At 41.0% G+C, this 24,095-nt stretch carries 24 protein-coding genes; 17 read left to right on the top strand and 7 right to left on the bottom strand.

What is annotated here, in order from left to right:
* The first annotated feature begins 3 nt into the window (after positions 1–3).
* From CWC14_RS07990 to rraB, 4 genes are all read left to right on the top strand, one after another.
* The gene (locus CWC14_RS07990; protein WP_138562235.1) at positions 4–1,098 is read left to right on the top strand and encodes a PQQ-dependent sugar dehydrogenase; all 1,095 of its coding nucleotides are present in this window, start codon (positions 4–6) and stop codon (positions 1,096–1,098) included.
* A 10-nt stretch (positions 1,099–1,108) separates the two neighbouring features.
* Positions 1,109–3,406 (top strand): DNA topoisomerase IV subunit A, encoded by a 2,298-nt coding sequence (gene parC / locus CWC14_RS07985; protein ID WP_016900568.1) that lies wholly within the window; start codon positions 1,109–1,111, stop codon positions 3,404–3,406.
* Positions 3,407–3,572: 166 nt separating this feature from the next.
* Complete coding sequence (locus CWC14_RS07980) at positions 3,573–4,286, top strand: 1-acylglycerol-3-phosphate O-acyltransferase (RefSeq protein ID WP_029610024.1); 714 nt, start codon at positions 3,573–3,575, stop codon at positions 4,284–4,286.
* On the top strand, positions 4,286–4,621 hold the full coding sequence (rraB, locus tag CWC14_RS07975) for a ribonuclease E inhibitor RraB (protein WP_008110603.1): 336 nt from the start codon (positions 4,286–4,288) through the stop codon (positions 4,619–4,621). The genes CWC14_RS07980 and rraB overlap by 1 nt, the downstream gene beginning before the upstream one ends.
* Before the next feature lie 67 nt (positions 4,622–4,688).
* Here the strand turns inward: rraB and CWC14_RS07970 are convergent, their stop codons facing one another.
* Positions 4,689–5,660: a zinc transporter ZntB gene (locus CWC14_RS07970; RefSeq protein WP_138562233.1), complete on the bottom strand. Its 972-nt coding sequence runs from the start codon at positions 5,658–5,660 to the stop codon at positions 4,689–4,691.
* A gap of 250 nt (positions 5,661–5,910) precedes the next feature.
* Between CWC14_RS07970 and CWC14_RS07965 the strand changes: the two genes are divergently transcribed.
* From CWC14_RS07965 to CWC14_RS07955, 3 genes are all read left to right on the top strand, one after another.
* Positions 5,911–6,333 (top strand): ATP-dependent zinc protease family protein, encoded by a 423-nt coding sequence (locus CWC14_RS07965; protein WP_010391555.1) that lies wholly within the window; start codon positions 5,911–5,913, stop codon positions 6,331–6,333.
* 66 nt (positions 6,334–6,399) lie between these two features.
* Positions 6,400–7,305, top strand: coding sequence for a 30S ribosomal protein S6--L-glutamate ligase (gene rimK, locus CWC14_RS07960; RefSeq protein WP_024600802.1), 906 nt, complete (start codon positions 6,400–6,402; stop codon positions 7,303–7,305).
* Entirely contained in the window at positions 7,292–8,350 is a 1,059-nt protein-coding gene (locus tag CWC14_RS07955; protein WP_008110612.1) for a succinylglutamate desuccinylase/aspartoacylase family protein, read from the top strand. The genes rimK and CWC14_RS07955 overlap by 14 nt, the downstream gene beginning before the upstream one ends.
* Positions 8,351–8,448: 98 nt before the next feature.
* Here CWC14_RS07955 and CWC14_RS07950 read toward each other — a convergent pair whose 3' ends face one another.
* The 4 genes from CWC14_RS07950 to recQ all read right to left on the bottom strand — a co-directional run bounded on the left by CWC14_RS07950 (position 8,449) and on the right by recQ (position 13,052).
* A complete protein-coding gene (locus CWC14_RS07950; RefSeq protein WP_024600801.1) occupies positions 8,449–9,024 on the bottom strand; it encodes a mechanosensitive ion channel domain-containing protein in 576 nt (191 codons plus the stop codon).
* A 64-nt stretch (positions 9,025–9,088) separates the two neighbouring features.
* Positions 9,089–10,807, bottom strand: coding sequence for a POTRA domain-containing protein (locus CWC14_RS07945; RefSeq protein WP_076922098.1), 1,719 nt, complete (start codon positions 10,805–10,807; stop codon positions 9,089–9,091).
* Between the two features lie 129 nt (positions 10,808–10,936).
* On the bottom strand, positions 10,937–11,221 hold the full coding sequence (locus tag CWC14_RS07940; RefSeq protein WP_008110618.1) for a DUF3630 family protein: 285 nt from the start codon (positions 11,219–11,221) through the stop codon (positions 10,937–10,939).
* A 7-nt stretch (positions 11,222–11,228) separates the two neighbouring features.
* Entirely contained in the window at positions 11,229–13,052 is a 1,824-nt protein-coding gene (recQ, locus tag CWC14_RS07935) for a DNA helicase RecQ (protein WP_028835655.1), read from the bottom strand.
* A 151-nt stretch (positions 13,053–13,203) separates the two neighbouring features.
* Between recQ and CWC14_RS07930 the strand changes: the two genes are divergently transcribed.
* Both CWC14_RS07930 and rarD read left to right on the top strand, forming a co-directional pair.
* A complete protein-coding gene (locus CWC14_RS07930) occupies positions 13,204–13,659 on the top strand; it encodes a thioesterase family protein (protein WP_028835656.1) in 456 nt (151 codons plus the stop codon).
* A 51-nt stretch (positions 13,660–13,710) separates the two neighbouring features.
* Positions 13,711–14,631 carry an EamA family transporter RarD gene (rarD, locus tag CWC14_RS07925; protein ID WP_028835657.1) on the top strand — a complete coding sequence of 307 codons (921 nt, stop codon included), beginning with the start codon at positions 13,711–13,713 and terminating at the stop codon, positions 14,629–14,631.
* A 5-nt stretch (positions 14,632–14,636) separates the two neighbouring features.
* On the opposite strand, the gene CWC14_RS07920 is transcribed toward rarD, so the two are convergent.
* Both CWC14_RS07920 and CWC14_RS07915 read right to left on the bottom strand, forming a co-directional pair.
* On the bottom strand, positions 14,637–15,869 hold the full coding sequence (locus CWC14_RS07920) for a response regulator (protein ID WP_138562231.1): 1,233 nt from the start codon (positions 15,867–15,869) through the stop codon (positions 14,637–14,639).
* 86 nt (positions 15,870–15,955) lie between these two features.
* Positions 15,956–16,330: a MaoP family protein gene (locus CWC14_RS07915; protein ID WP_008110628.1), complete on the bottom strand. Its 375-nt coding sequence runs from the start codon at positions 16,328–16,330 to the stop codon at positions 15,956–15,958.
* A gap of 89 nt (positions 16,331–16,419) precedes the next feature.
* Between CWC14_RS07915 and CWC14_RS07910 the strand changes: the two genes are divergently transcribed.
* From CWC14_RS07910 to ung, 8 genes are all read left to right on the top strand, one after another.
* On the top strand, positions 16,420–17,289 hold the full coding sequence (locus CWC14_RS07910) for a LysR family transcriptional regulator (RefSeq protein ID WP_024600797.1): 870 nt from the start codon (positions 16,420–16,422) through the stop codon (positions 17,287–17,289).
* A 163-nt stretch (positions 17,290–17,452) separates the two neighbouring features.
* The gene (locus CWC14_RS07905) at positions 17,453–18,385 is read left to right on the top strand and encodes a porin (RefSeq protein ID WP_138562229.1); all 933 of its coding nucleotides are present in this window, start codon (positions 17,453–17,455) and stop codon (positions 18,383–18,385) included.
* Between the two features lie 262 nt (positions 18,386–18,647).
* Positions 18,648–19,460, top strand: coding sequence for an ABC transporter ATP-binding protein (locus CWC14_RS07900; RefSeq protein ID WP_036980149.1), 813 nt, complete (start codon positions 18,648–18,650; stop codon positions 19,458–19,460).
* 1 nt (position 19,461) lies between these two features.
* A complete protein-coding gene (locus tag CWC14_RS07895) occupies positions 19,462–20,472 on the top strand; it encodes a FecCD family ABC transporter permease (RefSeq protein ID WP_138562227.1) in 1,011 nt (336 codons plus the stop codon).
* On the top strand, positions 20,472–21,953 hold the full coding sequence (locus tag CWC14_RS07890; protein WP_138562225.1) for a cobyric acid synthase: 1,482 nt from the start codon (positions 20,472–20,474) through the stop codon (positions 21,951–21,953). The genes CWC14_RS07895 and CWC14_RS07890 overlap by 1 nt, the downstream gene beginning before the upstream one ends.
* Positions 21,946–22,545: a cob(I)yrinic acid a,c-diamide adenosyltransferase gene (gene cobO / locus CWC14_RS07885; protein WP_028835663.1), complete on the top strand. Its 600-nt coding sequence runs from the start codon at positions 21,946–21,948 to the stop codon at positions 22,543–22,545. The genes CWC14_RS07890 and cobO overlap by 8 nt, the downstream gene beginning before the upstream one ends.
* Positions 22,545–23,393 carry a cobalamin-binding protein gene (locus tag CWC14_RS07880; protein WP_064663499.1) on the top strand — a complete coding sequence of 283 codons (849 nt, stop codon included), beginning with the start codon at positions 22,545–22,547 and terminating at the stop codon, positions 23,391–23,393. The genes cobO and CWC14_RS07880 overlap by 1 nt, the downstream gene beginning before the upstream one ends.
* A complete protein-coding gene (ung, locus tag CWC14_RS07875) occupies positions 23,390–24,052 on the top strand; it encodes a uracil-DNA glycosylase (RefSeq protein ID WP_076922090.1) in 663 nt (220 codons plus the stop codon). The genes CWC14_RS07880 and ung overlap by 4 nt, the downstream gene beginning before the upstream one ends.
* Positions 24,053–24,095: the final 43 nt, after the last annotated feature.

Genomic DNA, 24,095 nt, shown 5'->3' with positions numbered 1-24,095 from the left:
CAAATGAAAAGACTATTTAGCACACTGTTGTTAGTCGGCTTTATGTCATCGCCAGTGATGGCGAAAAATATTCTCGACAAGCTGACGGCTGCCCCAGGGTTTGAAATAAGCTTATTTGCTGATGATGTTGAAAATGCTCGGCAAATTGCAGTATCAAGCCGAGGTATAGTGTATGCAGGTTCGCGTAATGCGGGTAATGTGTATGCATTGATTGATCATAACAGCGACGGCGTTGCAGATAAAAAAATAGTGATTGCAGAGGGACTGAATATGCCCTCGGGTTTAGCGATTAAAGACGGTGACTTATATGTCGGTGAAGTGCACCGTATTATTCGTTTTAAAAATATCGATAAGCACCTCAAAAACCCTGAGTATGAAGTGTTTTATAGCGATTTACCGTCAGAGCGCCACCATGGCTGGAAGTTTTTACGCTTTGCGCCAAACGGCGAGCTGATTATTCCGGTGGGTGTTCCCTGTAATATTTGTGAGGAAGATGCTCGGTTTGGTCGTATTTTTTCGTTAAACACCGACACCAAAGAAATAACCACTTTAGCCAAAGGTGTGCGCAATACTGTAGGCTTTGACTTTCACCCTAGCACGCAAATGCTATGGTTTAGCGATAATGGCCGTGACATGATGGGGGATGATATTCCACCCGATGAGCTAAACCGCATCACTAAAGAAGAAGAACATTTTGGTTTTCCATACGTGCATGGCGGCGTTATTGTTGATCCGGAGTTTGGTGAAGGCAAAAACATTGCTGACTACACTCAACCTGCATTGGCATTAGGTGCGCATGTTGCGCCATTAGGTATTCATTTTTATACCGGCAAGCAGTTCCCTGATAGCTATAAACAACAGTTATTTGTAGCTGAGCATGGTTCATGGAACCGCTCTAAAAAGGTCGGTTATAAAGTGGCAGTGGCAACTATAGAAAATGCCAAGGTAACAAAGTATACGCCACTGATCACCGGCTTTATGCAAGACGAAACGACATTTGGACGCCCTGTTGCATTTGCACAATTAAATGATGGCAGTCTATTGGTAAGCGATGATTACGCAAACGTAATTTACCGCGTAAGCTATAAGAAAAACTAGGTAAGCTTTAATGAGTGATACAGATACCTTGCTAATGCAAGGAATTGAACAGCAAACAATGGGGCGTTTTACCGAAGACGCCTATTTAAATTATTCAATGTACGTGATCATGGATCGTGCCTTACCGCACGTTGGTGACGGCCTAAAACCCGTTCAGCGTCGTATTATTTATGCGATGAGTGAGTTGGGATTATCGGCAAGTGCTAAATACAAAAAATCAGCCCGTACCGTGGGTGACGTATTAGGTAAATACCATCCTCATGGTGATAGTGCCTGTTATGAAGCCATGGTACTTATGGCGCAGCCGTTTTCTTATCGCTACCCGTTAGTTGATGGTCAAGGTAACTGGGGTGCAGCAGATGATCCGAAGTCGTTTGCGGCAATGCGTTATACCGAAGCGCGTTTATCTAAATTCTCTGAAGTATTACTTAAAGAGTTAGGCCAAGGGACTGTTGATTGGACGCCAAACTTCGACGGCACCATGGATGAACCATTAGTATTGCCATCGCGCTTACCGCATATATTACTTAATGGTGTCACCGGTATTGCTGTGGGTATGGCAACCGATATACCGCCGCATAATGTGCGTGAAGTAGCCAGTGCCTGTTGTTTATTACTTGATAAACCAAAAACAGAACTCGAAGAGTTATTGGATTTAGTACATGCGCCTGATTATCCAACTGATGCTGAAATAATTACGCCTAAAGCTGATATTCACAAAATTTATAAAACCGGTCGTGGCTCAATTAAAATGCGCGCTGTGTATTGTGAAGAGCAGGGCGATATCGTTATTACTGCGTTACCGCACCAATGTTCGGGTGCAAAAGTACTTGAGCAAATTGCAGCGCAAATGAACGCTAAAAAGTTACCAATGGTGGCTGACTTACGTGATGAGTCTGATCACGAAAATCCAACCCGTATTGTGATTGTGCCGCGTTCAAACCGAATTAAAGCTGAGCCATTAATGGCGCACTTATTTGCCACCACCGATCTTGAAAAAAATTACCGCGTAAACTTAAACATGCTGGGCTTAGATGGCCGTCCACAGGTTAAAGATTTACGTAGTATTTTAACTGAATGGTTAACCTTTAGACGTGAAACAGTGCGTCGTCGCTTGCAATATCGACTTGATAAAGTACTGGCTCGATTACATATTTTAGAAGGTTTACTGGCTGCCTTTTTAAATATTGATGAAGTTATAGAAATTATCCGCTCTGAAGATAAGCCCAAACCAATATTGATGGAGCGCTTTGATTTAACCGATATTCAAGCAGAAGCCATTTTAGAATTAAAACTTCGCCATTTGGCAAAACTTGAAGAGTTTAAAATTCGTGGTGAGCAAGACGAATTAGCCAAAGAGCGTGACAAATTAGAGCAAACATTAGGCTCAGACCGTCGCATGTCGACGTTGCTTAAAAAAGAAATTCAAGAAGCCGCAGAAATGTATGGCGACGATCGTCGCTCACCTGTTATTGAGCGTGTGGAAGCCAAAGCTCTGAGCGAAAAAGATTTAATCCCTTCAGAGTCTGTGACTGTTGTTCTATCTGATAAAGGCTGGGCACGTGTTGGTAAGGGTCATGACTTAGATGTAGAAGGGTTAAATTACCGTGCCGGTGATGGCTATAGAGCATCAGCGCGAGGTAAAAGTAATCAACCTGCGGTATTTTTAGATTCAGCTGGGCGTGCATTTGCGACCGATGCCCACAGCCTTCCTTCTGCAAGAAGCCAAGGCGAGCCTATGACAGGGCGCTTTAACTTAACCTCAGGCGCAAGCTTTGAGCACGTAGTTATGGGTGAAGACGCTCAGGTATTGCTAATGGCTTCTGATGCCGGTTATGGCTTTATTACTGACTTTAAAGATTTAGTCAGTAAAAACAAAAACGGTAAAGCCTTAGTGAGTGTGCCAAAAGGTGGTGTGTTACTTTCGCCAATTCGCGTTAATGACGTTGCCAGTGATTACTGTATGGCAATTTCTAACGAGGGGCGAATGTTGTTATTCCCACTGCGTGATTTACCTAAGCTAGGTAAAGGCAAGGGCAATAAGATTATTTCTATTCCGGGCGCTAAAGTACAAGCGCGCGAAGAGTTTGTAAAAGTATTAGCTGTTGTGCCGCAAGGCAGCAGTGTTACGCTGCATGCAGGTAAGCGTAAATTGACGCTTAAACCAAGCGACCTTGAGCATTACCATGGCGAGCGAGGCCGCAGAGGGAATAAGTTACCTCGTGGTTTACAGCGCGTAGATGAAGCCGTGGTAGAGTTAACACCTCAGCAAGTGGATGAGCCAAATTCAGATACTGAGCAAAGTTAAAACACTCAGAAAATTAGACTAAATTAGATAACGGCTTACTTAGGTAAGCCGTTTTTTTATGACTGTTTTATTTCAGCGCACGCTTGTGCGCTATTTTCTCGTCTGCGCAACAAAATAACGTTATAATAAAGCAATACATGATTGTGGTTATATTGGAGAGGCGCACTTGCTAGCTGTTATACGTATTTTAATAATGCTGTTGTTTATATTATTAAGTTGTTTTTTTGGTTTGTTGTTATCAATATTTAGACCATTTCATCCTAATAATGTGCACGTTATTGCAAGTTGGTTTGGCTCAATGGCTAAAATGCTTGGGGTTAAATTAGAACTAAAATATCATCCCGATGCGCTTAAGGTGGGGCCTGCTGTGTATGTAGCGAATCATCAAAATAGCTACGATTTATTTACTATTCCAGCCATGGTACCAAAAAATTGTGTGAGCGTTGGCAAAAAAAGTCTTAAATGGATCCCATTTTTTGGGCAGCTTTATTGGTTGTCGGGTAATATTTTAATCGACCGTTCAAATCGTTCAAAAGCGGCTGGCACAATCTCAAAAGCAGCGGCTAAAATAAAACAAAAAGGCTTATCGGTGTGGATGTTCCCTGAGGGGACGCGTAGTTATGGTCGTGGTTTACTCCCCTTTAAAACCGGTGCATTTCATACCGCAATGAGTGCAGAGGTGCCTGTTGTGCCAGTATGTATGAACACAACCGATAAAACCATTAAACTAAATCGCTGGGATAATGGTACAATTTACATTGAAATGTTAGCCCCTATAGCACTTGATAACAGTATCAGTGCCCGTGAACATGCTAAAAGTGTGCACAGTATTATGGCTGCTAAAATAACAGAATTAGATGCTCAAGTGAGAGAGAAATAATGGAAAACTGGCGTGAAATAAGTGAAGACATCGTAACTTCACTACTTGAAGATGGTTCCGATCCAGAAATTCTTTATGAAGTAGAACACCACTTTGTATGTGAAGACTTTACTAAGTTAGAACAAGCGGCATTGGCTGCGTTTAAACTAGGTTACGATGTAGAAGAGCCAGCAGAACTTGAGCTTGAAGACGGTGAAAAAATTTGGAGTTTTGACATTGTTGTTGAAGCCGAATTAGATGTCGACGTGATAATGGAAGACGTTGATAAACTTGCACAGCTTGCTGTTGAATGCGATGTTGAATACGACGGTTGGGGCACTTACTTTCAAGAGTAAGGATTACCAATGCAAAAGGCGAACAATATGTTCGCCTTTTTTGTGCCTTGTTGGATCTGTATTGTAATTACAGCCACTTTTTATTTTTAAAGTAAATACCAATCCCACCAGTCAAAACAATTAAAAACACCACAAATGCAGTGAATGCATAGGGGCTTTCTGTTCCAGGTATACCGCCGACATTGACCCCCAATAACCCAGTTAAAAAGCCCAGTGGTAAAAATAAAGCAGCCACCACCGACATCACATACATACGCTGATTTAATTGCTCAGACACTTGGTTAGTAATGGTTTGCTGAATAACGAGTGCACGTTCTATTGAACTATCGAGCTCTTCTAAATAGCGAATAAGTAAATTGGTGGTTTCATTTAGCTTGGCTTTATCATCGTCAAACAGCCATGGGTAATGATTATTAACCATGTTGCTGAGCGCTTCTTTTTGCGGTTTTAAGTAACGTTTTAGCGCGATTGTTTGGCGGCGAAGTTGCGACAAGCCTTGGTTATCAAACTTTTTACTAGGCTCATCAATTTCTTCTTCAAAATCATCTAAGCTTTCATCTAGTTCATCTATTACCGTTTGCATACGTGAAGTGAGCTTTTGCGCTAAGCTACATACTAGTTCAGAAATACTGCTTGGCCCCTCATTATTATTTAACGAGGTTAGAATATCTTGCACTGATAATAATCGGCGCTTACGGGTAGTGATCACCACGTCTTTATTAATAAATAGGCGAATAGACACCATGTCTTCAGGGCTTTGCGCTGGGTTTAAATTGATTCCACGTAAAAACAGCATATGGCCATTCATTGTAGGAGTAATGCGAGGACGTGTTTCATCTGCTGTGAGTGATTCAAGTTCGTAGTCGTTTAATTGACCGCAGTTTTTTAACCAATCTACGGCTTCTTTTTGACTGTAATCCATATGCACCCACAGCTTTCCATCAGTAGGTTGCCATTGGTGTAACTGTTTACTGTTTTCTATTGGGCGAGCCCCGCCTTGTTCATCAAGAATAAGCGCATGAAGTAAGCCATTGATCATAATAATTTCTCATAGATAGTATATTTTTAATACAGTTGACTGTAGTGTATTTAACTTAGCTTTACTTTGTAGAGTTAATCAACAAAAAATTGTTTTTTAGCCTATGGTTAAGTACATACGTTAGGGGTGCATTGTTAAACGAGTTAACTTAAAAGGTCAATCAAATCGGCTTATCGAGTAGATGAATTTATTTTGTTGGTGTTTTGTTGGCTGTAGCGTATAAAACACTTTTTTTACTAAGGGCACATTTATGACGACAAAAATAACAGTTGGTTGGCGTGAGTGGTTAAGTTTACCCGAGCTAGGCATCGAGCAAATTAAAGCAAAAATAGACACTGGTGCGCGTACTTCCTGTATTCATGCAATTAATATTGAAGAATACGAAGTCGATGGCGAAAAATGGGTTAAATTTACAGCCCAACCATTGCAAGAAGACGAGCAAACGCAAATTACCTGCAATGCCAAAGTTAAAAAGATGAAGTACGTTACCAGCTCTAGTGGCCAAAAAGAATTGCGTTACTTTATTGAAACTACATTACATGCCGGCGAATTTAGTTGGCCAATAGAAATTACATTAACAAGTCGTGCGTCAATGAAGTTTAGAATGTTATTAGGACGCACAGCTATGGAAAATCGTATAGTCGTTGATCCGGCTTTATCACATTTATTATAAGAATTCGTTGAGTAGCAAACGTACTTATATGTGCTTGCTCAACATAATTTAGTTAAGGTTTTAACTATGAAAATTGGTATTTTATCTCGCAACAAAAATTTATATTCAACGCGTCGTTTAATTGAAGCGGCTGAGCAACGTGGTCATGAAGTAAAAGTGATTAACGCGCTACGTTGTTATATGAATATAAACTCAGAGCAGCCTGAAATTCATTATCGTGGTGAAAACCTAAAAGATTTTGATGCCATTGTTCCGCGTATTGGCGCATCAGTTACTTTTTATGGCTGTTCTGTATTACGCCAGTTTGAAATGATGGGTGTTTATCCGGTTAATGAATCTGTGGCTATTTCTCGTTCGCGCGATAAATTACGTTCTCTACAATTATTATCACGCAAAGGCGTAGGCATGCCAGTAACAGGCTTTGCTAGCAAGCCAGATGACGTAAAAGACTTACTCGAAATGGTAGGTGGCGCACCGGTCGTTATTAAGCTACTTGAGGGCACTCAAGGTATTGGTGTGGTACTTGCTGAAACACGTAAAGCGGCTGAAAGTGTTATTGAAGCGTTTATGGGTTTAAAAGCCAATATCATGGTACAAGAATATATTAAAGAAGCGGGTGGTGCGGATATTCGTTGCTTTGTACTCGGAGATAAAGTGATTGCTGCAATGAAACGTCAAGCACAAGAAGGTGAGTTCCGCTCTAATCTTCATCGTGGTGGTAGCGCTACACTGGTACGTATTACCCCAGAAGAACGTAAAACAGCGGTTGCTGCAGCAAAAGCAATGGGTTTAAACGTTGCTGGCGTTGATTTACTCCGTTCATCTCGTGGTCCTTTGGTTATGGAAGTAAATTCATCGCCAGGTCTTGAAGGGATTGAAGTGGCAACAGGTAAAGACATTGCGGGCATGGTGATTGATTTCATCGAGAAAAATGCTGCAAGTAAAGGAACGGCAACTCGTGGCAAAGGTTAAAATTAACCGACCTTTCACCCTATTAGGTGAAAGTATTGGTGTAGGTGAACGTAAAACACTCGCGCTAGAAGCTGCAAAGCTTTACACCCATTCACCGCTTAATATTCCTATTGAAGTGGTTAACGGTGTAATGGAAGGCCCTGTATTGATGGTGTGTGCGGCTATACACGGCGACGAACTAAATGGGGTTGAGGTTGTGCGCCAGTTACTGGCTAAAATCGACCCTAATCAGCTGCGTGGTACATTAATTGCGGTCCCGATTGTGAATGTATTTGGTTTTATTCATAAATCTCGTTACTTGCCCGATCGCCGTGATATGAACCGGAGTTTTCCGGGGTCTGAGCGTGGTTCGTTAGCAGGTCGTATGGCGTATATGTTTTTTAACCAAGTAGCTGTGCATTGTACGCATATTATAGATTTGCATACGGGTGCAATTCATCGTACTAACTTACCGCAAATACGCGCTAATTTAGCCGATGAAGCTACAGCGCAAATGGCTAAGGCTTTTGGCACACCTGCGGTTATTGATGCGTCGTTACGCAATGGCTCATTGCGCAGTGAAGCGGCTAATTTGGGTATACCCGTTATTACCTACGAAGCAGGTGAAGCGTTGCGCTTTGACCCGATTGCGATTGCAGCGGGTGTACAAGGGGTTGATTATGTTATGCGACATTTAAAAATGATACGCGGTAAACGCCCTAAAAAACTGCCTGATCCTGTGATTGCAAGCTCCACTAGTTGGGTGCGTGCAGAAGTAGACGGCATAGTAAGAGCGCAAGTATCGTTAGGTGAGCGAGTAATGAAAGGCCAAGTGCTTGCTTATATTAGCAGTCCGCTTGGCGATTCAGAACTTGAACTCCTTGCTCCTCGAAGCGGTATTATTATTGGCCAGCAGACCATGCCACTGGTAAATGAAGGCGATGCCGTATTCCATATTGCTTATTTTGCACATGCAAATAGCTTGGTAGAGCAGCAGTTAGAAACGTTTATTGATGAGATAAATGATTTAGATGATGAGCTGAAAACGGCTGAACTAAATAATTAATACCAATTTGCTCAATTAAGTGAATTGGTATGACTCTATCTGTAGATATAAAAAACCGCCTTAGTTTTAAGCTAACGCGGTTTTTTAATAGGTGTTGTTTAGCTACGCGGTTTAGGGCCAATAATGCGTTTAATTTTAGGCGCTTTTGTTGGTTTAGGCTCCGTATTAAGCACTAACACCGGGCGGGTAACAAATAAGTTATTAGGGTAAATCACTCTGTGACCATCAACGTGTTCGAGTAAGACATTCATCAGCCCCATTTCAATAATACGCCCTTCAATGGCGTTAGCTCCATCCACAATTCTCACCCAATAACCTACACGGCAGTCATTTTGAATAAACATCAGTAAAAAAGCAGTTAAGTTGCTCAATAATGACCAAGCCGCAAACAGCGCAACACCTAACATGGCAAATAAAGAAGAGCCTAATACCAGTAAACCACGCAGCTCTATTCCCCAAAAAACTAACACTAAACACAACATAACAAAGGCGAGTATTATTTTTAATAGTAACTCTGCTCGGTATTTTCGGTGTAAATCGATTTTACCTCTAATGGCTTTTTCGAGTAACTTTTTAGTGAGCTTTAACAATAACGGAAAGCTCAACAGCGCAATCACGGTTACGATTAGCTTATATTGTGTGCCCACAAGCTCTAAAAGAGAGATTAATTCCAAAACGTATTCTCACAATAATGATAGGCGCAAAGTGTAACGCGTTAACTTTGTGCGCAGTAGTGATTTAAAAAGAATTTTTAACGCTCAGTAGCCACTGTACCGAGTCAACATCATCATATTTATTTAGTGGCGCGGCTATATCAAGGTGGATCATGGTACCCGCATTGGCGCGACTTGGCGCAAGGCGCAAACCTAAGCCCACATTTTTTAGCACTGGGGTGTTCTCAACTTGATACTGAGTGTTCGAGTCGCTGTTATACCAAGCTCGACCGATATCTAAAAAGGCCGCCCCTCCCACTTTAAACAGCTGTAGTAAGTCATATTCCCAGTAATAGCGCTTTTCTAAACTGACTAAAAAACTCCGATCCCCATGTTGAAATTCCATAGGATAGCCACGAAGTCCAGTTTCGCCCCCTAGGGTGAGCTGTTTATCATTAGTGAGGTTTTTTGCGTATTGCAGCCTTGCTTTTACATACCAAGATTGATCAATACTGGTATTTAAATAATATTGAATTTGGCTAGTAGTGAGCAGGTTTTCGAGCTGTTTTTTCTCGTTATTCCAATAGCCTTGAATATCTGCATGAAAACGCCAAAGGGTATGGTTAGTGCTAAAATGGGCTTTGTTAAAATTAAACGAGTACACAGCGCGGCTATCGTCGTTACTTATTGATTCATCGGAGTAGCCCAGGGTGGCTTTGATATTCCAGCCTAAATTTAAATCCTCAGTACGATAAATACTGTCAAAGTTACGTACTTTTATAAAGTTATCTTCAAACCAGTGGCCGCTTACATAAGGATAACTAAGCTGCCTATTTTCAGCTAGCGGCACAGTCGTTTCATCGATGCTTTTAAATGTTTGTTGCTCATCGATATAACCTAGGCTCAAGCGCTGTGTCCAGTTATGGCTAAGGGCTTTAGAGTGACCAAAAAATACCTGATTTAGATCGGTGGTCTGTTCAAACTCACTAAATTTATCGCCCCTAAGGTACAGGGCCTCTTCTCGCTGGGTAGAGTAACTCAGGGCGCCATAACTATAGGGCGTATCGATGGCATAAAACGGGTAGGTTAGTTCAACTAAATGACTTTTGCCGTCGCTGTTGTCGGCATACTCTAAACGCCCTCGGTAGCGAGTTGATAAGATATTAGGATCATCGTAAACAAATAAATAACCATTTCGGTCACTGTCTGTTTTACGTGCAAACGATAACCGTTTGCCCCAACCAAATAAGTTAGATTCGCGAAAACCAATACTTGATTTATTTTCACCACCACTACGGCTAAAACTAAGTTCGGGCAGTAAAGTCCATAAGTCTCGAGTAATTACTGTTACATCAATATTTCCATCACAATTTTCGTCAGCAATAATTTGTGCGTCATATAAATAGTTTTGTTTACGCAGTAGCCGTTCAGATTCAGCCAAGGTTTTTTGATTAAAAGTATCACCCGCTTTAAACAATAAAATGCTTTTAATAACCTCAGGCTCAGTTTGTATATGTGCACGATTAGCAAAGCGAAACAGTGCGTTGTTTTCAGCTTCGAGTTCGGTATTAAAAACATTAAGTTGTTTAAGATTAATTGAGGCAATTTTAGCGTTACTATTTATCGTAAGCGGTGGAGGTTGAGACTCGATTTGTCGACGCAAGTTAATTTCAGAAGTTTTCAATGAATCGTCATTTTGGCAGCTTTGGGCTAGTGGCGTTTCTTGCGCGCAAACGCTGAGCATAAACATACTCGAAATAGAAAGGCTAAAACAACTACGTGCAATCCATTTTCTATTTAGCATTGACCCTCTTTAGCGCTATTTTGCAAAATAAAAACACTTACTCTTAGCCTACATCATTGTTATTGATATGTAAGTAAAAGACAGATTTAGTTTTATTTTTATAGCGATTATAAGGTATTAGCTATGCATTTAAGTTAAATAAAATGTTAACGCTGCCAATAGGTTGTCGGCATCTTGCCCTTCACCATTAATCCACACACTTTGGCTGTAATGCTCAAAATTTAAATTAAATGTGTGGTTAGCATAGTTAAAACGCAGTTGATGACGATCTGCCCCAGCGGCATACTCATTAATGCTAATTTCATCGCTGTGCAAAAATAACGTTCCCCACAATTCAAAGTCTTCATCGTGCGGCAGCTCTGTCGGTTTAATAATAATACATTGATGTGTGTGATCGTATTCAAGTTCGGTCATAAGGGGCTTATTGCGTTGCTAGGTAATGTCGAATTGCGGTTAAAAACTCACCGCCATACTTGTTTAATTTAGTAAAACCAACCCCCGACACTTTTAAAAATTCACTGTCGTTAGTGGGCATAAGCTGCGCCATTTCGGCTAGCGTTTTATCGTTAAATACTACATAAGGCGGCACATCATCGGCATCGGCTAACTCTTTACGCAATGCACGCAGGCGAGCGAATAGTTTTTTATCGTAATTAAACTGCGCTAACTTATCCTGATAAACGTGTTTAGCTTGTAAGCGAGGCTCGGCCAATTGCAGCGCATATTCACCTTTTAAAATAGCGCGTGCAGCTTCCGTTAAACGCAATGAAGCGCCTTGGGTTATATCTTGGCTTAATAGCCCTTGATGAATAAGTTGGCGTAAAATACTAAGCCAAAATTCACTGCTTTTATCTTTACCTATGCCATAGGTACTAAGTTCATGATGATTGTTATCACGAATGCGGCTAGTATTCGCGCCGCGTAATAACTCTACAATGTAACCCAATCCAAATCGTTGTTGCGCGCGATACACACATGAAAGCGCTTGCTGTGCGACTAATGTGCCATCAAAACTTTTAGGTGGATTTAAGCAAATGTCACAGTTCCCACAGGGCTCGCGTTGGTACTCACTGAAGTAGTTCAATAATATTTGACGACGACACGTTTGTGCTTCGGCAAAGCTGGCCATGGCATTAAAGCGCTGCTCTTCTACGCGGCGGCGTTGTTCATCGTCAATATCTTCAAAAAAGCGTCTAACTCGGCCTATATCGGCAGGGTCAAAATACATGATGGCCTCTGCAGCCAGCCCATCTCGTCCAGCACGGCCTGTTTCTTGGTAATAAGCTTCAATACTTTTTGGAATGTCGTAATGCAGAACAAAGCGTACGTTAGGCTTGTTAATTCCCATACCAAAGGCAACGGTGGCAACCACAATTTGAATATCGTCACGGGCAAATCCGGTTTGCACAAACTGACGTTGCTCGTTACTCATTCCCGCATGGTAAGCGGCAGCATTAAGGCCTGCATCAGCAAGCTTTTCAGCTATATCATCAACACGCTTACGACTGGTGCAATAAATAATACCACTTTGATTTTTTTGCTCTTTTAAATAACGCAGTAATTGCACCATAGGTTTAAATTTTTCTTCTATGGTGTAACGAATATTAGGGCGATCAAAACTGCCGGTATGAATGTAGGGCTGTTGTAGCTTGAGTTGCTCAACAATATCAAAGCGAGTCGCTTTATCGGCAGTGGCAGTGAGTGCCATCATAGGCACATGTGCAAAGCGTTGTTTAAGCTCATTTAAACGAAAATAATGCGGTCTAAAATCGTGACCCCAATGAGAAACACAGTGTGCTTCATCAATAGCAAACAAGCTAACATTCAAATGAGAGAGCCGTTCTAAAAAATCGCGTTGTAGCACTTTTTCAGGAGCTACATAAAGTAGCTTTATCAGCCCTTGATGCAGTTGCTGATACACTAATTGTTGTTCTTCGCGAGCTAGGCTGTTATTGACATAAGCGGCCTTAACTCCCAGTGCTTGTAACTGGGTGACTTGATCTTGCATTAAAGAGATCAGCGGAGAAATAACAATGGTGACTCCCTCTAATACCAACGCGGGTATTTGGTAACACACCGATTTACCACCACCGGTGGGCAGTAATACTAATGAATCTTGGCCATTTATGGCGGCATCAATTACTGCACTTTGACCGTCGCGAAATTCACTGTAACCAAACACTTGTTTGAGTACAGTTTCGGGTTTACGCACAAGCGTATTAGGAGAAGGAGTTAGTGTATTCATCGGCGCTATTTTAGTGGTTTTTTATCAGGATGTCTTTAGCTTTCATTACTTGGTACACACATCTGTAGTGATAAACTAAAATCTGCAGGGGGTTACAATAGCCTCAAGCTGTGCTTTACTCATCGTACCACTAAAAACATAGAGAATAATAATGAATAAAGAAATGTTGATCGATCAAGTTGGGGCGCTGTTTGTTAATAACATGCCCTTTAACCAGTTTTTAAAAATAGCAGTAGAGTCACTTAGTACTGAACAAGCTAAAATATCATTTCCTTGGCAAGACGTATTAATTGGTAATCCGGCGCAAAAGATTCTTCACGGTGGAGTGATTTCTGCGGTGCTCGACAATGTAGGCGGAATGCTTGCTGCAGCAAGTGTAATAGGAAAACTAGACGATGCCGACTTACCCAGTGTGCATAAAAAGTTAGCAACACTAGGCACCATAGATTTACGTACTGATTATTTACGCCCAGGTAAAGGGGAGGTATTTATTGCCAGCGCCACACTTATTCGCTCAGGAAATAAAGTGTGCGTGTGCCGGATGGAGTTACATAACGAGCAGTCGGTACAAATAGCGTTTGGAACGGGCACGTATTTAGTTGGCTAAAAAGTGAGAGGGGGTTAAACTTACGGCCTTTTAAATCATCAAGTGGTTACTATGTCGATTGATACCGAGCAGCGAAAGGGCGCCATTTTTGCCTGCCTCGCCTTTTTTATGTGGGGCCTAGCACCCATTTATTTTAAGATGATCCAACATGTATCAGCATTTGAAATTTTAATGCATCGTGTTATTTGGTCTGTGATGTTTCTTATTTTAGTGGTGAGTGTGCTCAACTACTGGGATAAAATTAAACGCATTTTAATCCAACCTAAATTAATTCTGATGCTAGTTGTTACCTCGACCTTATTGGGGTTTAACTGGGGGTTGTTTATATGGGCTATTAATAACAACCACATGCTAGATGCCAGCTTAGGCTACTATATCAATCCTTTGTTAAATGTATTACTTGGTATGGTGTTTTTAAACGAGCGGTTACGTAAGTTGCAAGGAGCTGCTGTTGCCTTGGCTTTTACAGGTGTTTTATTACAGTTAATTAGTTTTGGTTCATTTCCGATTGTGGCATTTTCGTTAGCGACTTCTTTTGCGTTATATGGCCTATTACGTAAAAAACTACAGGTTGATGCCCTGCCTGGGATTTTAATTGAGGCATTAATATTATTACCGGTGGCACTGACCTATTGGTGGTTAATGGTGCCGACTGAAACGTCTAATTTACCAGCGAATGATTGGCTAACTAATGCGCTATTAGTAAGTGCAGGTATAGTGACTACGCTACCATTGCTGTGTTTTACCGGCGCGGCTAAGCGATTGCAATACACAACGCTTGGGTTTTTTCAGTACATAGGGCCTAGCTTAATGTTTATTTTAGCAGTGGTGTTTTATGGTGAAGTGTTTGATGCTGAGCGTGTAATTACCTTTGCGTGTATTTGGAGTGCACTGGCTATTTTTAGTTGGGATTCATACCATCAGTCGCGTAAACGCAGAAAAGCAGCCATTGTCGCCTCAGGTGTGGTTTAGTTAAACTAAACCACTTTATTACGCCCCGACTCTTTAGCTTTGTAGAGCTTTAAGTCGGCTTGCTTTAATAGTTCGTCAATTTGATAGGTTTCACTATGGCTGAAGCCTATCGACAGCGTAAACTTGATTTGTGCTTGGCTAAACTCATGGCTATTAAGCTCAATAAATAATCGAAAGCTTTCTAGTCGTTTTAGCGCTTCTTGTTCGGTCAGTTCAGTAAAAAATACCGCAAATTCTTCTCCGCCTAAACGGGCAACCAATTGGTTTTCAAAATATTTATTAAAGCATACCGCCAGCCCTTTAAGCACTTCATCTCCGGCATCATGGCCATAGGTATCATTAATAGCTTTAAAATGGTCAATATCAAGCATAGCTAACATGACTGGTGCTTTTGCTTTTTTAAACTGCTTTAATGACTTATTAGCCTCTTCAAAAAAGTAACGGCGATTAGGGAGTTTAGTTAAATAGTCAGTATTGGCTTGGCGCTTTATAGTTTCGATATGCTCTAGCATATCGACGTTTTGGCTTAACCTGCAGTAAAATTCTTCACTATTAAAAGGTTTATACAAGTAGTCATTTGCCCCATTTTTTAAAAATAAGGCAGACAAATTAGACGATGTAGCGCCTGAGATACCAATAATGGCTTTTTCGTCATTACTATAAATGCGCCTAATTTCATTACACAGTTCAATACCGTCCATATTAGGCATTTCTTTGTCGGTAATAATCACAGAAATATCGGGGGTGTTTTCAAGCTCTTTAAGCGCCTCTAGGCCATCGGCTGCTTGTAATATTTGATATTTATGACGTGTTAATAAATTACAAATATATTGGCGTGTTGACGCAGAGTCATCAACAACCAATACTTTTACATGCTTATTACGGGGCAGGCGGTAAAGCTGCTTTTCTAAATACTCGTAGGCTTGTTTATTGCCTTTGATGATGTAATCAATAATGGGGTATTTTTCAACGGTGTCACGGGTATGCTTATCGATATTGCCTGTCATCACTATGGTGGGAATATCTGCTGCAACGGTGCATGGAACCGCTTCACCTTGTGGCGCGTCAGGTAATATAAAGTCGACCACTGCGCAAAAATAATGGTGCTTACTTATAAGCTCTTTAGTCTCAGCCAAGGATTGAGCAATATCAACCTCGTAGCCGACTTTTTGCGCGATATGCTTTTGCACTCGCGCAATAGTCGGAGTGTCTTCAACAATAAGTATTCTGTGCGTCACGTAACAGCCTTGTTTAAATTTTGCAAAAGTGTTTGCTTATACAAGTTGTAACTGCTAAAACGCCAAAAAGCAACTATTGTAGTGACTTATAGATTGTCTGCCTCAGAATAATAATCTTGGCTTATTGGTGTTGGCCCTGAAATTTTTGAGCGTCCAAATAATGTATGGAATTTTGTTTTGCAGGTTGTTAACTTTAAATATTTAACCCATGCTCGCTCAATTGGGTTACTTGGCTCTATTATGCCACTGACAGCATTTACAAATTGTTGCTGATGTTCGTTTTGTGGCTCAACTGTTTTATTATATAGGCTTTTTAAAACAACACCGTGCTGTTCTAAAATACTTGCCTCTAACAGGGTAAAGTGTCCGCTGCGGCTAAATCCGCGTGGAAAGTTTTGGTCATCATAAAATTGACGTTGACTTACGAATGCTTGACGAAGTAGTGAAATATCATTGCTCATAGCTGTACCCTCATACCAATTATTAGCTGGAGTATGGGACATAATCGCTATTTTTTTAAACAAAAAATTTTTATCGTGAGGATAAAAAATTGGACATAGATTTATTAAAAACATTTGTTGAAGTGGTGCGTACTCGCCATTTTGGTAAAGCGGCAGAAAACCTATACATAACGCAGTCTGCGGTGAGTTTTAGAATTCGCCAATTAGAGCAGGGCTTAGGCGTAAATTTATTTATTCGTCAGCGTAATAATATTCAACTCACCGCACCAGGTGAGCGCTTGTTACCGCATGCGCAAATGATTATTACCGGGATGCAAAGAGCCAAAGTGGATGTTGCACTTGCAGATAATATGCATAAGCAAATTAGTTTAGCAGGTACGCCTAATATTTGGGATGCATTTTTACAGTTTGGTATTACAAATATTGTATCGGCTATGCCTGGTGTATCGCTGGTGGCAGAAGTGAAGGCGCAACAAGAAAGTACTCGCTTATTGTTGGAGCGCACACTTGATTTAGCCATTTTGTTTGATCCCCCTAAAGTTGATGAACTTGTGGTTGAACGTATTTGTGAACTGCCTATTATTCCGGTGAGTGGTTACGATACGGCAACCAGTGATAACTTTTTTGATAATCAATATGTGTATGTTGATTGGGGAACCACGTTTTCTCTTTGGCATGCGCGTCAGTTTACCGGTAAAACACCGCCTTATTTTAGAACCAGTACAGGACGAATTGCGCTTGATTTAATACTGCAATGTGGCGGCAGTGCGTTTATTCCACAGGTATTAGTTAAAGATCATTTAGAAAAAGGCGAACTTTTTCATGTTAAAGGGGTAGAAAATACTTCAAGAGATGTATTTGTTGCCTATCATAGAGATAACGAACAGAAAGACTTGATAGAAACCTTGGTTAATTTGCTGTCGCGAATGACACCGAGTTTATTGAAACAAAGTAGGTAGTCAGTAGGCAGTTTATTTTACATGTTATTTTGATTTCAGATTTAATGCAGTTTTATTAACTTAAAAAGACAAAAATGTGTCCTTTGTAATATTTTTGTCATTTAGTAGTGACACACTGCCGCTGTTTTAAAAATTAGTCTCTTGTGATTATCGAGGAAATAACATGAAATTTGCAAAATCGAGCTTATGCTTAGCCCTACTTAGTGGTTTATCTTTTAATGCACTTGCAGAGGTAGATATTTACGGTAAAGCAAATGTAACCGTTCAATCATCTGATGATGGTGAAGGGTCTTTCACTGAAATTAAAAGTAATGCATCTCGCTTTGGCCTAAAAGGATCTGAAAAGATTACTGATGGATTAGAAGCAGTTTATAAGTTTGAGTTTCAAGTTGATGTATCTGATGCTGACTCGAAAGGTGATAATGACGACAATATTTCTGCACGTAACCAGTATGTAGGTTTAAAAGGTGCCTATGGTCAAGTTGTTGTGGGTCGTAACGATACAGCGCTTAAACAATCACAAGGTAAGTTAGATTTATTTAATGACCTTGAAGGCGATATTAAAAATGTTTTTAAAGGTGAAAACCGCTTAGGTGATTCGATCACTTATACATCTAAAAGCTACGAAGGCTTTAAAGTACTTGCTACATTTATTGCCGAAGACGATGTAGATGCAGATAACGGTTATTCAATGGCAGTGACCTACGGTGACTCAGCACTTAAAAAGAGCGCAGTATATGCTGCCATTGCTGCTGATAGCGAAGTCAATGGTTACGATGTAGTGCGTGCAACAGTTCAAGGTAAAATTGAAGATTTTAGAGTTGGCGCTATGTACCAAACACAAGAAAAAGTAGATGGCAGCGCTGAGGCTGACGGTTACTTAGTGAATGCAGCTTACCTTATGGGTAGCAACACTTTCAAAATGCAATACCAAACAATGGATTTTGATGACAGCGATGATAAAAGCGCGATGTCGGTAGGTGTTGACCATAAGCTAAACAAAAACCTTAAAATATTTGGTTTTTACTCAAGCTTTGATATGGACAACAACGTTGACCAAGATTACCTAGGTTTAGGTATGGAATATAAGTTTTAACTAAACCTTAGTTAAAACACTCCCTTTTAACCGCACTCAGTTGAGTGCGGTTTTTTTGCTTTAAATTATTTACTTATCTGCGCATAATAGCCAAGCATTTGGAATGAGGTGGAACTCCTCAACTATTCCCGTAATTGTGATCAGTTTTACTGTAAGTCAAATACAAATGCCTTAAAACTTCATATAACGAGCGGGTTAACTCATTTTCTTTTTGGTACATATTAGTACTGAGTGTGGGTGTTTCCCTGCCTAGGATAATTTTTTGCACACTCACACCTCTTTAAACTTACCGCTTTTAACCGTTAACAACGTTTCTTGGCGAGTGAACAATACATTAATTCTTAAGCACATTAATGTGAGCATTGAGCGTGGTAAATTTATTGGTTTAATTGGCCCTAATGGGGCAGGAAAGTCGAGTTTACTGCGGTGCTTATATCGATTTAATCAGCCATCAGCAGGCGACATTAAATTTAACGATACCGATATTTGGCAGCTAAAAAGCGAAGACTATGCCAAGCAAGTTGCGGTAGTGCTACAAGAAACACCGTCGCAATTTAATCTCTCGTTATTCGATGTTGTAGCTCTAGGGCTTACTCCGCATAAAACGCTATTTAGCTCGACCACCCAAGCAGATAAACAAAAAATAGCGCAGGCTATTAGTCGTGTTGGGCTTGAATCTCATAGCAATCAGTCATTTGACTCACTATCTGGCGGTGAAAAGCAACGAGCGCTTATTGCCAGAGCGATTGTGCAGCAACCACAGCTACTCATTATGGATGAACCCACAAGCCACCTTGACGTTAAATATCAAATTCAATTAATGGAGCTGGCTAAATCTTTGGGCATTACTGTGTTTGCTTCATTTCATGATTTAAATTTAGCGGCAGCTATGTGCGATGAATTAGTGGTTATTAAAAACGGAGAAATCGCTAGCGCGGGAAAGCCTAATAAGGTGATTACCGAGCAAATGCTTGATGAGGTTTTTGGTGTTTGCGCGCAAGTTAGTACTCACCCTCAAACGGCGTCCAATGGTGAGTCTATTCCCCATATTACCTATTATTATGGATACCAATAACATGACGATTATGTCTAACCATGGTGTGGCGTTAATTATTGCACTGTTATGCGCTGTATTTAGTTTATTTGTGGCATTGAGCTTTGGTGCTGCCCCTACCTCGCTCGCAGATGTATACCATAGCTTAACTTTTTCAAGCGAGGCCTCATTTACCAGCCGCATTATTATTGAATTAAGAATGCCACGTACGTTACTGGCTTTTTTGGCCGGCAGCGGTTTAGCGATTGCTGGATTGATATTACAAACAGTTACTCGTAATCCATTGGCTGACCCTTATTTGTTTGGTATTTCGTCGGGAGCATCATTAGGAGTCGTAGTATTAATGGCTTTTGTTGGAATAGGCGCAGGCATTGCGCTATCAGCAGCAGCCTTAATTGGCAGTTTAGTAGCAATGGGGTTATTAATTTTAATTGCTGGCAGTCAACGCAACGCCCAAGTTGAGTCGATGTTATTGGCTGGGGTGGCCTTATCATTTTTATTTAGCGCCTTTACCAGTTTGTTACTTTATTGGAGCGAACCACAGGCCGTCGCGGCTATTATATTTTGGACTTTGGGAAGTTTTGCTAGGGCGCAATGGCCGTCACTGTTATTACCTGCCTTGGTCATCATTACATGTACAGTCATTATGTTAGGTTTTAGACGTCAACTTAATGCTATGTTGTTAGGTGATGAAAGCGCAACAACGCTTGGTGTTCGGGTGCATCGCTTTCGAATTTTAATGCTTATTTTAAGCTCATTGATCACTGCCGTATTGGTTGCTATGTGTGGCGGAATTGGCTTTGTTGGCTTAATGGTGCCGCACATAGTGCGCTTTTTTATCTCTCAAGGCAGTAGTGTTGGATTGTTAATGACCGGATTAGTCGGGGGTATATTTATGGTATGGGTCGATGTACTGGCACGTTCATTACTCGCTAACCAAGAGCTGCCAATAGGGGTGATCACGGCGGCCATTGGTAGTCTATTCTTTTTAAGTATCTTGTATTTTCGTAAGCGCCAGCTGGTGGGTAAATAATGAAAACATTAATGGTACAAGGTACCACCTCCGATGCGGGTAAAAGCACCTTAGTGGCAGCACTTTGCAGAGTGTTTGCTAACCAAGGGGTTAATGTTGCACCGTTTAAACCACAAAATATGGCGCTCAATAGTGCCGTAACGCACGATGGTGGCGAAATTGGCAGAGCCCAAGCATTACAAGCCATAGCCGCAAAAGTTGAACCTGAAATCGACTTTAACCCTATATTACTCAAACCCAATAGTGATACCGGCGCACAAGTTATTATTCATGGTAGAGCTATCAGCAATATGGAAGCCGATGCTTACCATGACTACAAAAAAGTGGCTATGGATGCAGTATTAACCTCGCATAAGCGTTTAGCTAAACGCTTTGATTTATTACTGGTAGAAGGGGCTGGCAGCCCAGCCGAAATTAATTTACGCGCAAACGATATTGCAAATATGGGTTACGCCGAGCAAGTGGATTGCCCTGTTATTATTATTGCCGATATTGATAAAGGAGGAGTATTTGCGCACTTAGTCGGGACTTTGGCGTTATTAAGCGAGTCTGAGCAAGTACGAGTAAAAGGCTTTGTGATTAACCGTTTTCGTGGTGATATTAGTTTATTACAAGGTGGGCTAGATTGGCTCGAGGAGTACACCGGTAAACCTGTATTAGGGGTATTACCTTACTTGCATGATTTAGCACTTGATGCAGAAGATGCTGTGGCAATAGATAATAATGTGGCCGATGCCAGTATAAATATTGCTGTACTGTTAGTGCCACATATTAGTAACCATACCGATTTTGATGCTCTGCGATTACACCCGAATATAAATATAACCTATGTGCGCCATACACAAGCAATTCCTGCTGTTGATTTAATTATTGTACCTGGCAGTAAAAATGTACTCAGCGATCTCGCGTTTTTAAAAAATGAAGGCTGGGATCAGCAAATTAAGCGCCATCTACGTTATGGTGGCAAAGTATTGGGTATTTGCGGCGGTATGCAAATGCTAGGTAATACTATCAGTGATCCAAATGGGGTGGAGTCATCGTTGGGGCAAGTGACGGGTTTAGCGCTTAGCGATTTTGATACCATTTTAGGTGGGCAAAAAGTGTTAAGCCGAGTGAGCGCAGTACTTAATTTAAATGAGCAACAGGTTGCTTGTCAGGGTTACGAAATACATGCTGGGATCAGTAAAGGTCAAGCGCTCAACAAACCACTTATTCGCTTTAATAAACACCCAAATGGCTTTGAAACTGATGGTTTTATTAGTGATGATAATGCTATTGCTGGTACTTATTTACATGGCTTGTTTGACAACGCAGCTGCTACAGAACTGCTATTAAAGTGGCTAAAACCAGACTGTGAAATTAGTGGTATCAGCATCAATGAGCATCGCGAGCGCCAGCTAGAACGTCTCGCTGAAATGTGCCAAACACATTTAAATATTGAACAAATTATTAAAATTTATCAAGGACATAACAATGACTGAATCAACTAACGACAAGCACCAACAGCGCCAACAAAAAGTAAAAGAACAGGTTGATGCGCGAGTAGCCGCAGCGCAACGAGAAAAAGGCATTTTTCAGGTTATTACTGGTAACGGTAAAGGCAAATCAACCTCTGGTTTTGGTGTGGTTGCACGCTGTGTTGGGCACGGCAAAAAAGCTGCGGTATGTCAGTTTATTAAAGGCACATGGGAGTGTGGTGAGCGTAATTTACTGCAAGGTGCTGGGGTTGAATTTGCTGTTATGAACACCGGGTTTACGTGGGATACGCAAAATAAAGAGGCCGATACCGCGGCAGCGCAAGCAACATGGCAAGAGTCAAAGCGGATGCTAAGCGACAGCAGTATCGATGTGGTATTACTCGATGAACTCACCTATATGGTGACCTATGGTTATATCGACCTTGAAGAAGTGGTTGTTGCTGTAAATAATAGACCGCCTATGCAATCGGTAATTATTACTGGTCGTGCTGCGCATCGCACCTTAATAGAGCTTGCCGATACGGTAAGTGAAGTACGTAATGTAAAACATGCGTTTGAGTCGGGCGTAAAAGCATTGAAAGGCTTTGATTACTAATGTTAAAGCGTATTGTTTTTGGGCTGTTATTGTTTGCTGTTAATGTACCTCAAGCCCTAGCTGACAAGCCGCTTCGTATAGTGGCTTTAGCACCACACATAGTTGAAAATTTATATGCTATTGGTGCTGGTGATTTAATAGTGGGCACGCTGGATTACGCAGATTACCCGCAAGAGGCGACTAAAATTGAGCGTATTGGTGGCTACAATGGCATTTCTATTGAAAAGTTACTCATGCTAAAACCTGACATGGTGATTGCGTGGAAAAGTGGTAATCAGGCTGAAGATTTAGCACAAATAAAGCGTTTAGGAATTGAATTATATTTAAGTGATCCACGTTCTATTGAAGGGGTTGCCTCGGAAATACTAAAACTAGGTCAAATAACGGGCCATATTGAGCAAAGTAAACAAGTAGCCGAGACATTTACAGCCAAACTCAACGCAATTAAAGTTACCCAGAAAGATAAAACCACGCTTACGGGGTTTTATCAGTTGTGGCCTGAGCCTATGATGACTGTATCAAAAAATACATGGATCAATCAGTTAATCGAAACGTGCCAAGTAACCAATGTATTTGCAAACAGCGACACAGATTACCCACAAATTAGCATCGAAAACGTGATAGTTACTAAGCCACAAGTTATTATTATTCCCGATGAAAAATCAAAAAGGGTAATGCCTACGGTAAATTGGCAGCAGTGGCCTGAAATTCCTGCGGTAAAGTATGAGCAGTTTATTAGCGTCAATGCTGATTTATTACATCGGTTTACCCCCAGAATGTTGGATGGATTAGCGCAGATGTGTGACAAAGTAGATATATCTAGAGAATTTATTAAGAGTCAATTATGAGCAACTGGTCATCTTTTTTAAACCATGAACTTAGCCAAACATATATGCAGCAAACCCTTGAATATATTGCGAATAAACGAGCCGAAGGCACTGCTGTATATCCGCCAAAATCACAGGTGTTTAGCGCATTTGATGCAACTCCACTTAGCGACATTAAAGTGGTTATATTAGGTCAAGACCCTTACCATGGAGAAGGGCAAGCGCATGGTTTGTGTTTTTCAGTATTGCCTGAGGTTAAAAAGCTCCCGCCTTCGCTTAAAAACATTTATAAAGAGTTAGTAACTGATATTAATGGCTTTACCACGCCAGAACACGGCTATTTACAAGGCTGGGCAGAGCAAGGTGTATTTTTACTCAATACTGTATTAACCGTAGAGCAAGGGCAAGTCCATTCCCATAAACACTTAGGTTGGGAGCAATTTACCGATAACGTGATTGCTCATATAAATGAACACTGCCAAGGTGTGGTGTTTATTTTATGGGGCGCACATGCACAAAAAAAAGGTAAAAGTATTGATCGCCAGCGCCATCATGTATTGGCAGGGCCTCATCCTTCGCCGCTTTCAGCGCATCGCGGCTTTTTTGGTTGCCAGCACTTTTCCAAAACCAATGAACTGTTAATAGGGCAAGGGGCGCAGCCCATTAATTGGCAGGTATAGGGTAATAGGCATTAAAAAAGGCTTTCATTTATGAAAGCCTTTT

It is taken from the genome of Pseudoalteromonas sp. S3260 (genome assembly GCF_005886925.1).
Lineage (GTDB): Bacteria > Pseudomonadota > Gammaproteobacteria > Enterobacterales > Alteromonadaceae > Pseudoalteromonas > Pseudoalteromonas tetraodonis.
Note: the sequence above shows the minus strand (reverse complement) of the source record. Positions and strands in the feature narration are given on the sequence as shown.

Excerpts from the sequence above, each read along its gene's own strand:
- CWC14_RS07880 (WP_064663499.1), top strand. The coding sequence starts at position 22,545 with ATGTTAAAGCGTATTGTTTTTGGGCTGTTATTGTTTGCTGTTAATGTA.
- CWC14_RS07940 (WP_008110618.1), bottom strand. The coding sequence starts at position 11,221 with ATGACCGAACTTGAATACGATCACACACATCAATGTATTATTATTAAA.
- CWC14_RS07890 (WP_138562225.1), top strand. The coding sequence starts at position 20,472 with ATGAAAACATTAATGGTACAAGGTACCACCTCCGATGCGGGTAAAAGC.
- rraB (WP_008110603.1), top strand. The coding sequence starts at position 4,286 with ATGGAAAACTGGCGTGAAATAAGTGAAGACATCGTAACTTCACTACTT.
- CWC14_RS07905 (WP_138562229.1), top strand. The coding sequence starts at position 17,453 with ATGAAATTTGCAAAATCGAGCTTATGCTTAGCCCTACTTAGTGGTTTA.
- cobO (WP_028835663.1), top strand. The coding sequence starts at position 21,946 with ATGACTGAATCAACTAACGACAAGCACCAACAGCGCCAACAAAAAGTA.
- rimK (WP_024600802.1), top strand. The coding sequence starts at position 6,400 with ATGAAAATTGGTATTTTATCTCGCAACAAAAATTTATATTCAACGCGT.
- recQ (WP_028835655.1), bottom strand. The coding sequence starts at position 13,052 with ATGAATACACTAACTCCTTCTCCTAATACGCTTGTGCGTAAACCCGAA.
- CWC14_RS07915 (WP_008110628.1), bottom strand. The coding sequence starts at position 16,330 with ATGAGCAATGATATTTCACTACTTCGTCAAGCATTCGTAAGTCAACGT.
- rarD (WP_028835657.1), top strand. The coding sequence starts at position 13,711 with ATGTCGATTGATACCGAGCAGCGAAAGGGCGCCATTTTTGCCTGCCTC.
- parC (WP_016900568.1), top strand. The coding sequence starts at position 1,109 with ATGAGTGATACAGATACCTTGCTAATGCAAGGAATTGAACAGCAAACA.
- CWC14_RS07930 (WP_028835656.1), top strand. The coding sequence starts at position 13,204 with ATGAATAAAGAAATGTTGATCGATCAAGTTGGGGCGCTGTTTGTTAAT.
- CWC14_RS07970 (WP_138562233.1), bottom strand. The coding sequence starts at position 5,660 with ATGATCAATGGCTTACTTCATGCGCTTATTCTTGATGAACAAGGCGGG.
- CWC14_RS07895 (WP_138562227.1), top strand. The coding sequence starts at position 19,462 with ATGACGATTATGTCTAACCATGGTGTGGCGTTAATTATTGCACTGTTA.
- CWC14_RS07965 (WP_010391555.1), top strand. The coding sequence starts at position 5,911 with ATGACGACAAAAATAACAGTTGGTTGGCGTGAGTGGTTAAGTTTACCC.
- CWC14_RS07990 (WP_138562235.1), top strand. The coding sequence starts at position 4 with ATGAAAAGACTATTTAGCACACTGTTGTTAGTCGGCTTTATGTCATCG.
- ung (WP_076922090.1), top strand. The coding sequence starts at position 23,390 with ATGAGCAACTGGTCATCTTTTTTAAACCATGAACTTAGCCAAACATAT.
- CWC14_RS07945 (WP_076922098.1), bottom strand. The coding sequence starts at position 10,807 with ATGCTAAATAGAAAATGGATTGCACGTAGTTGTTTTAGCCTTTCTATT.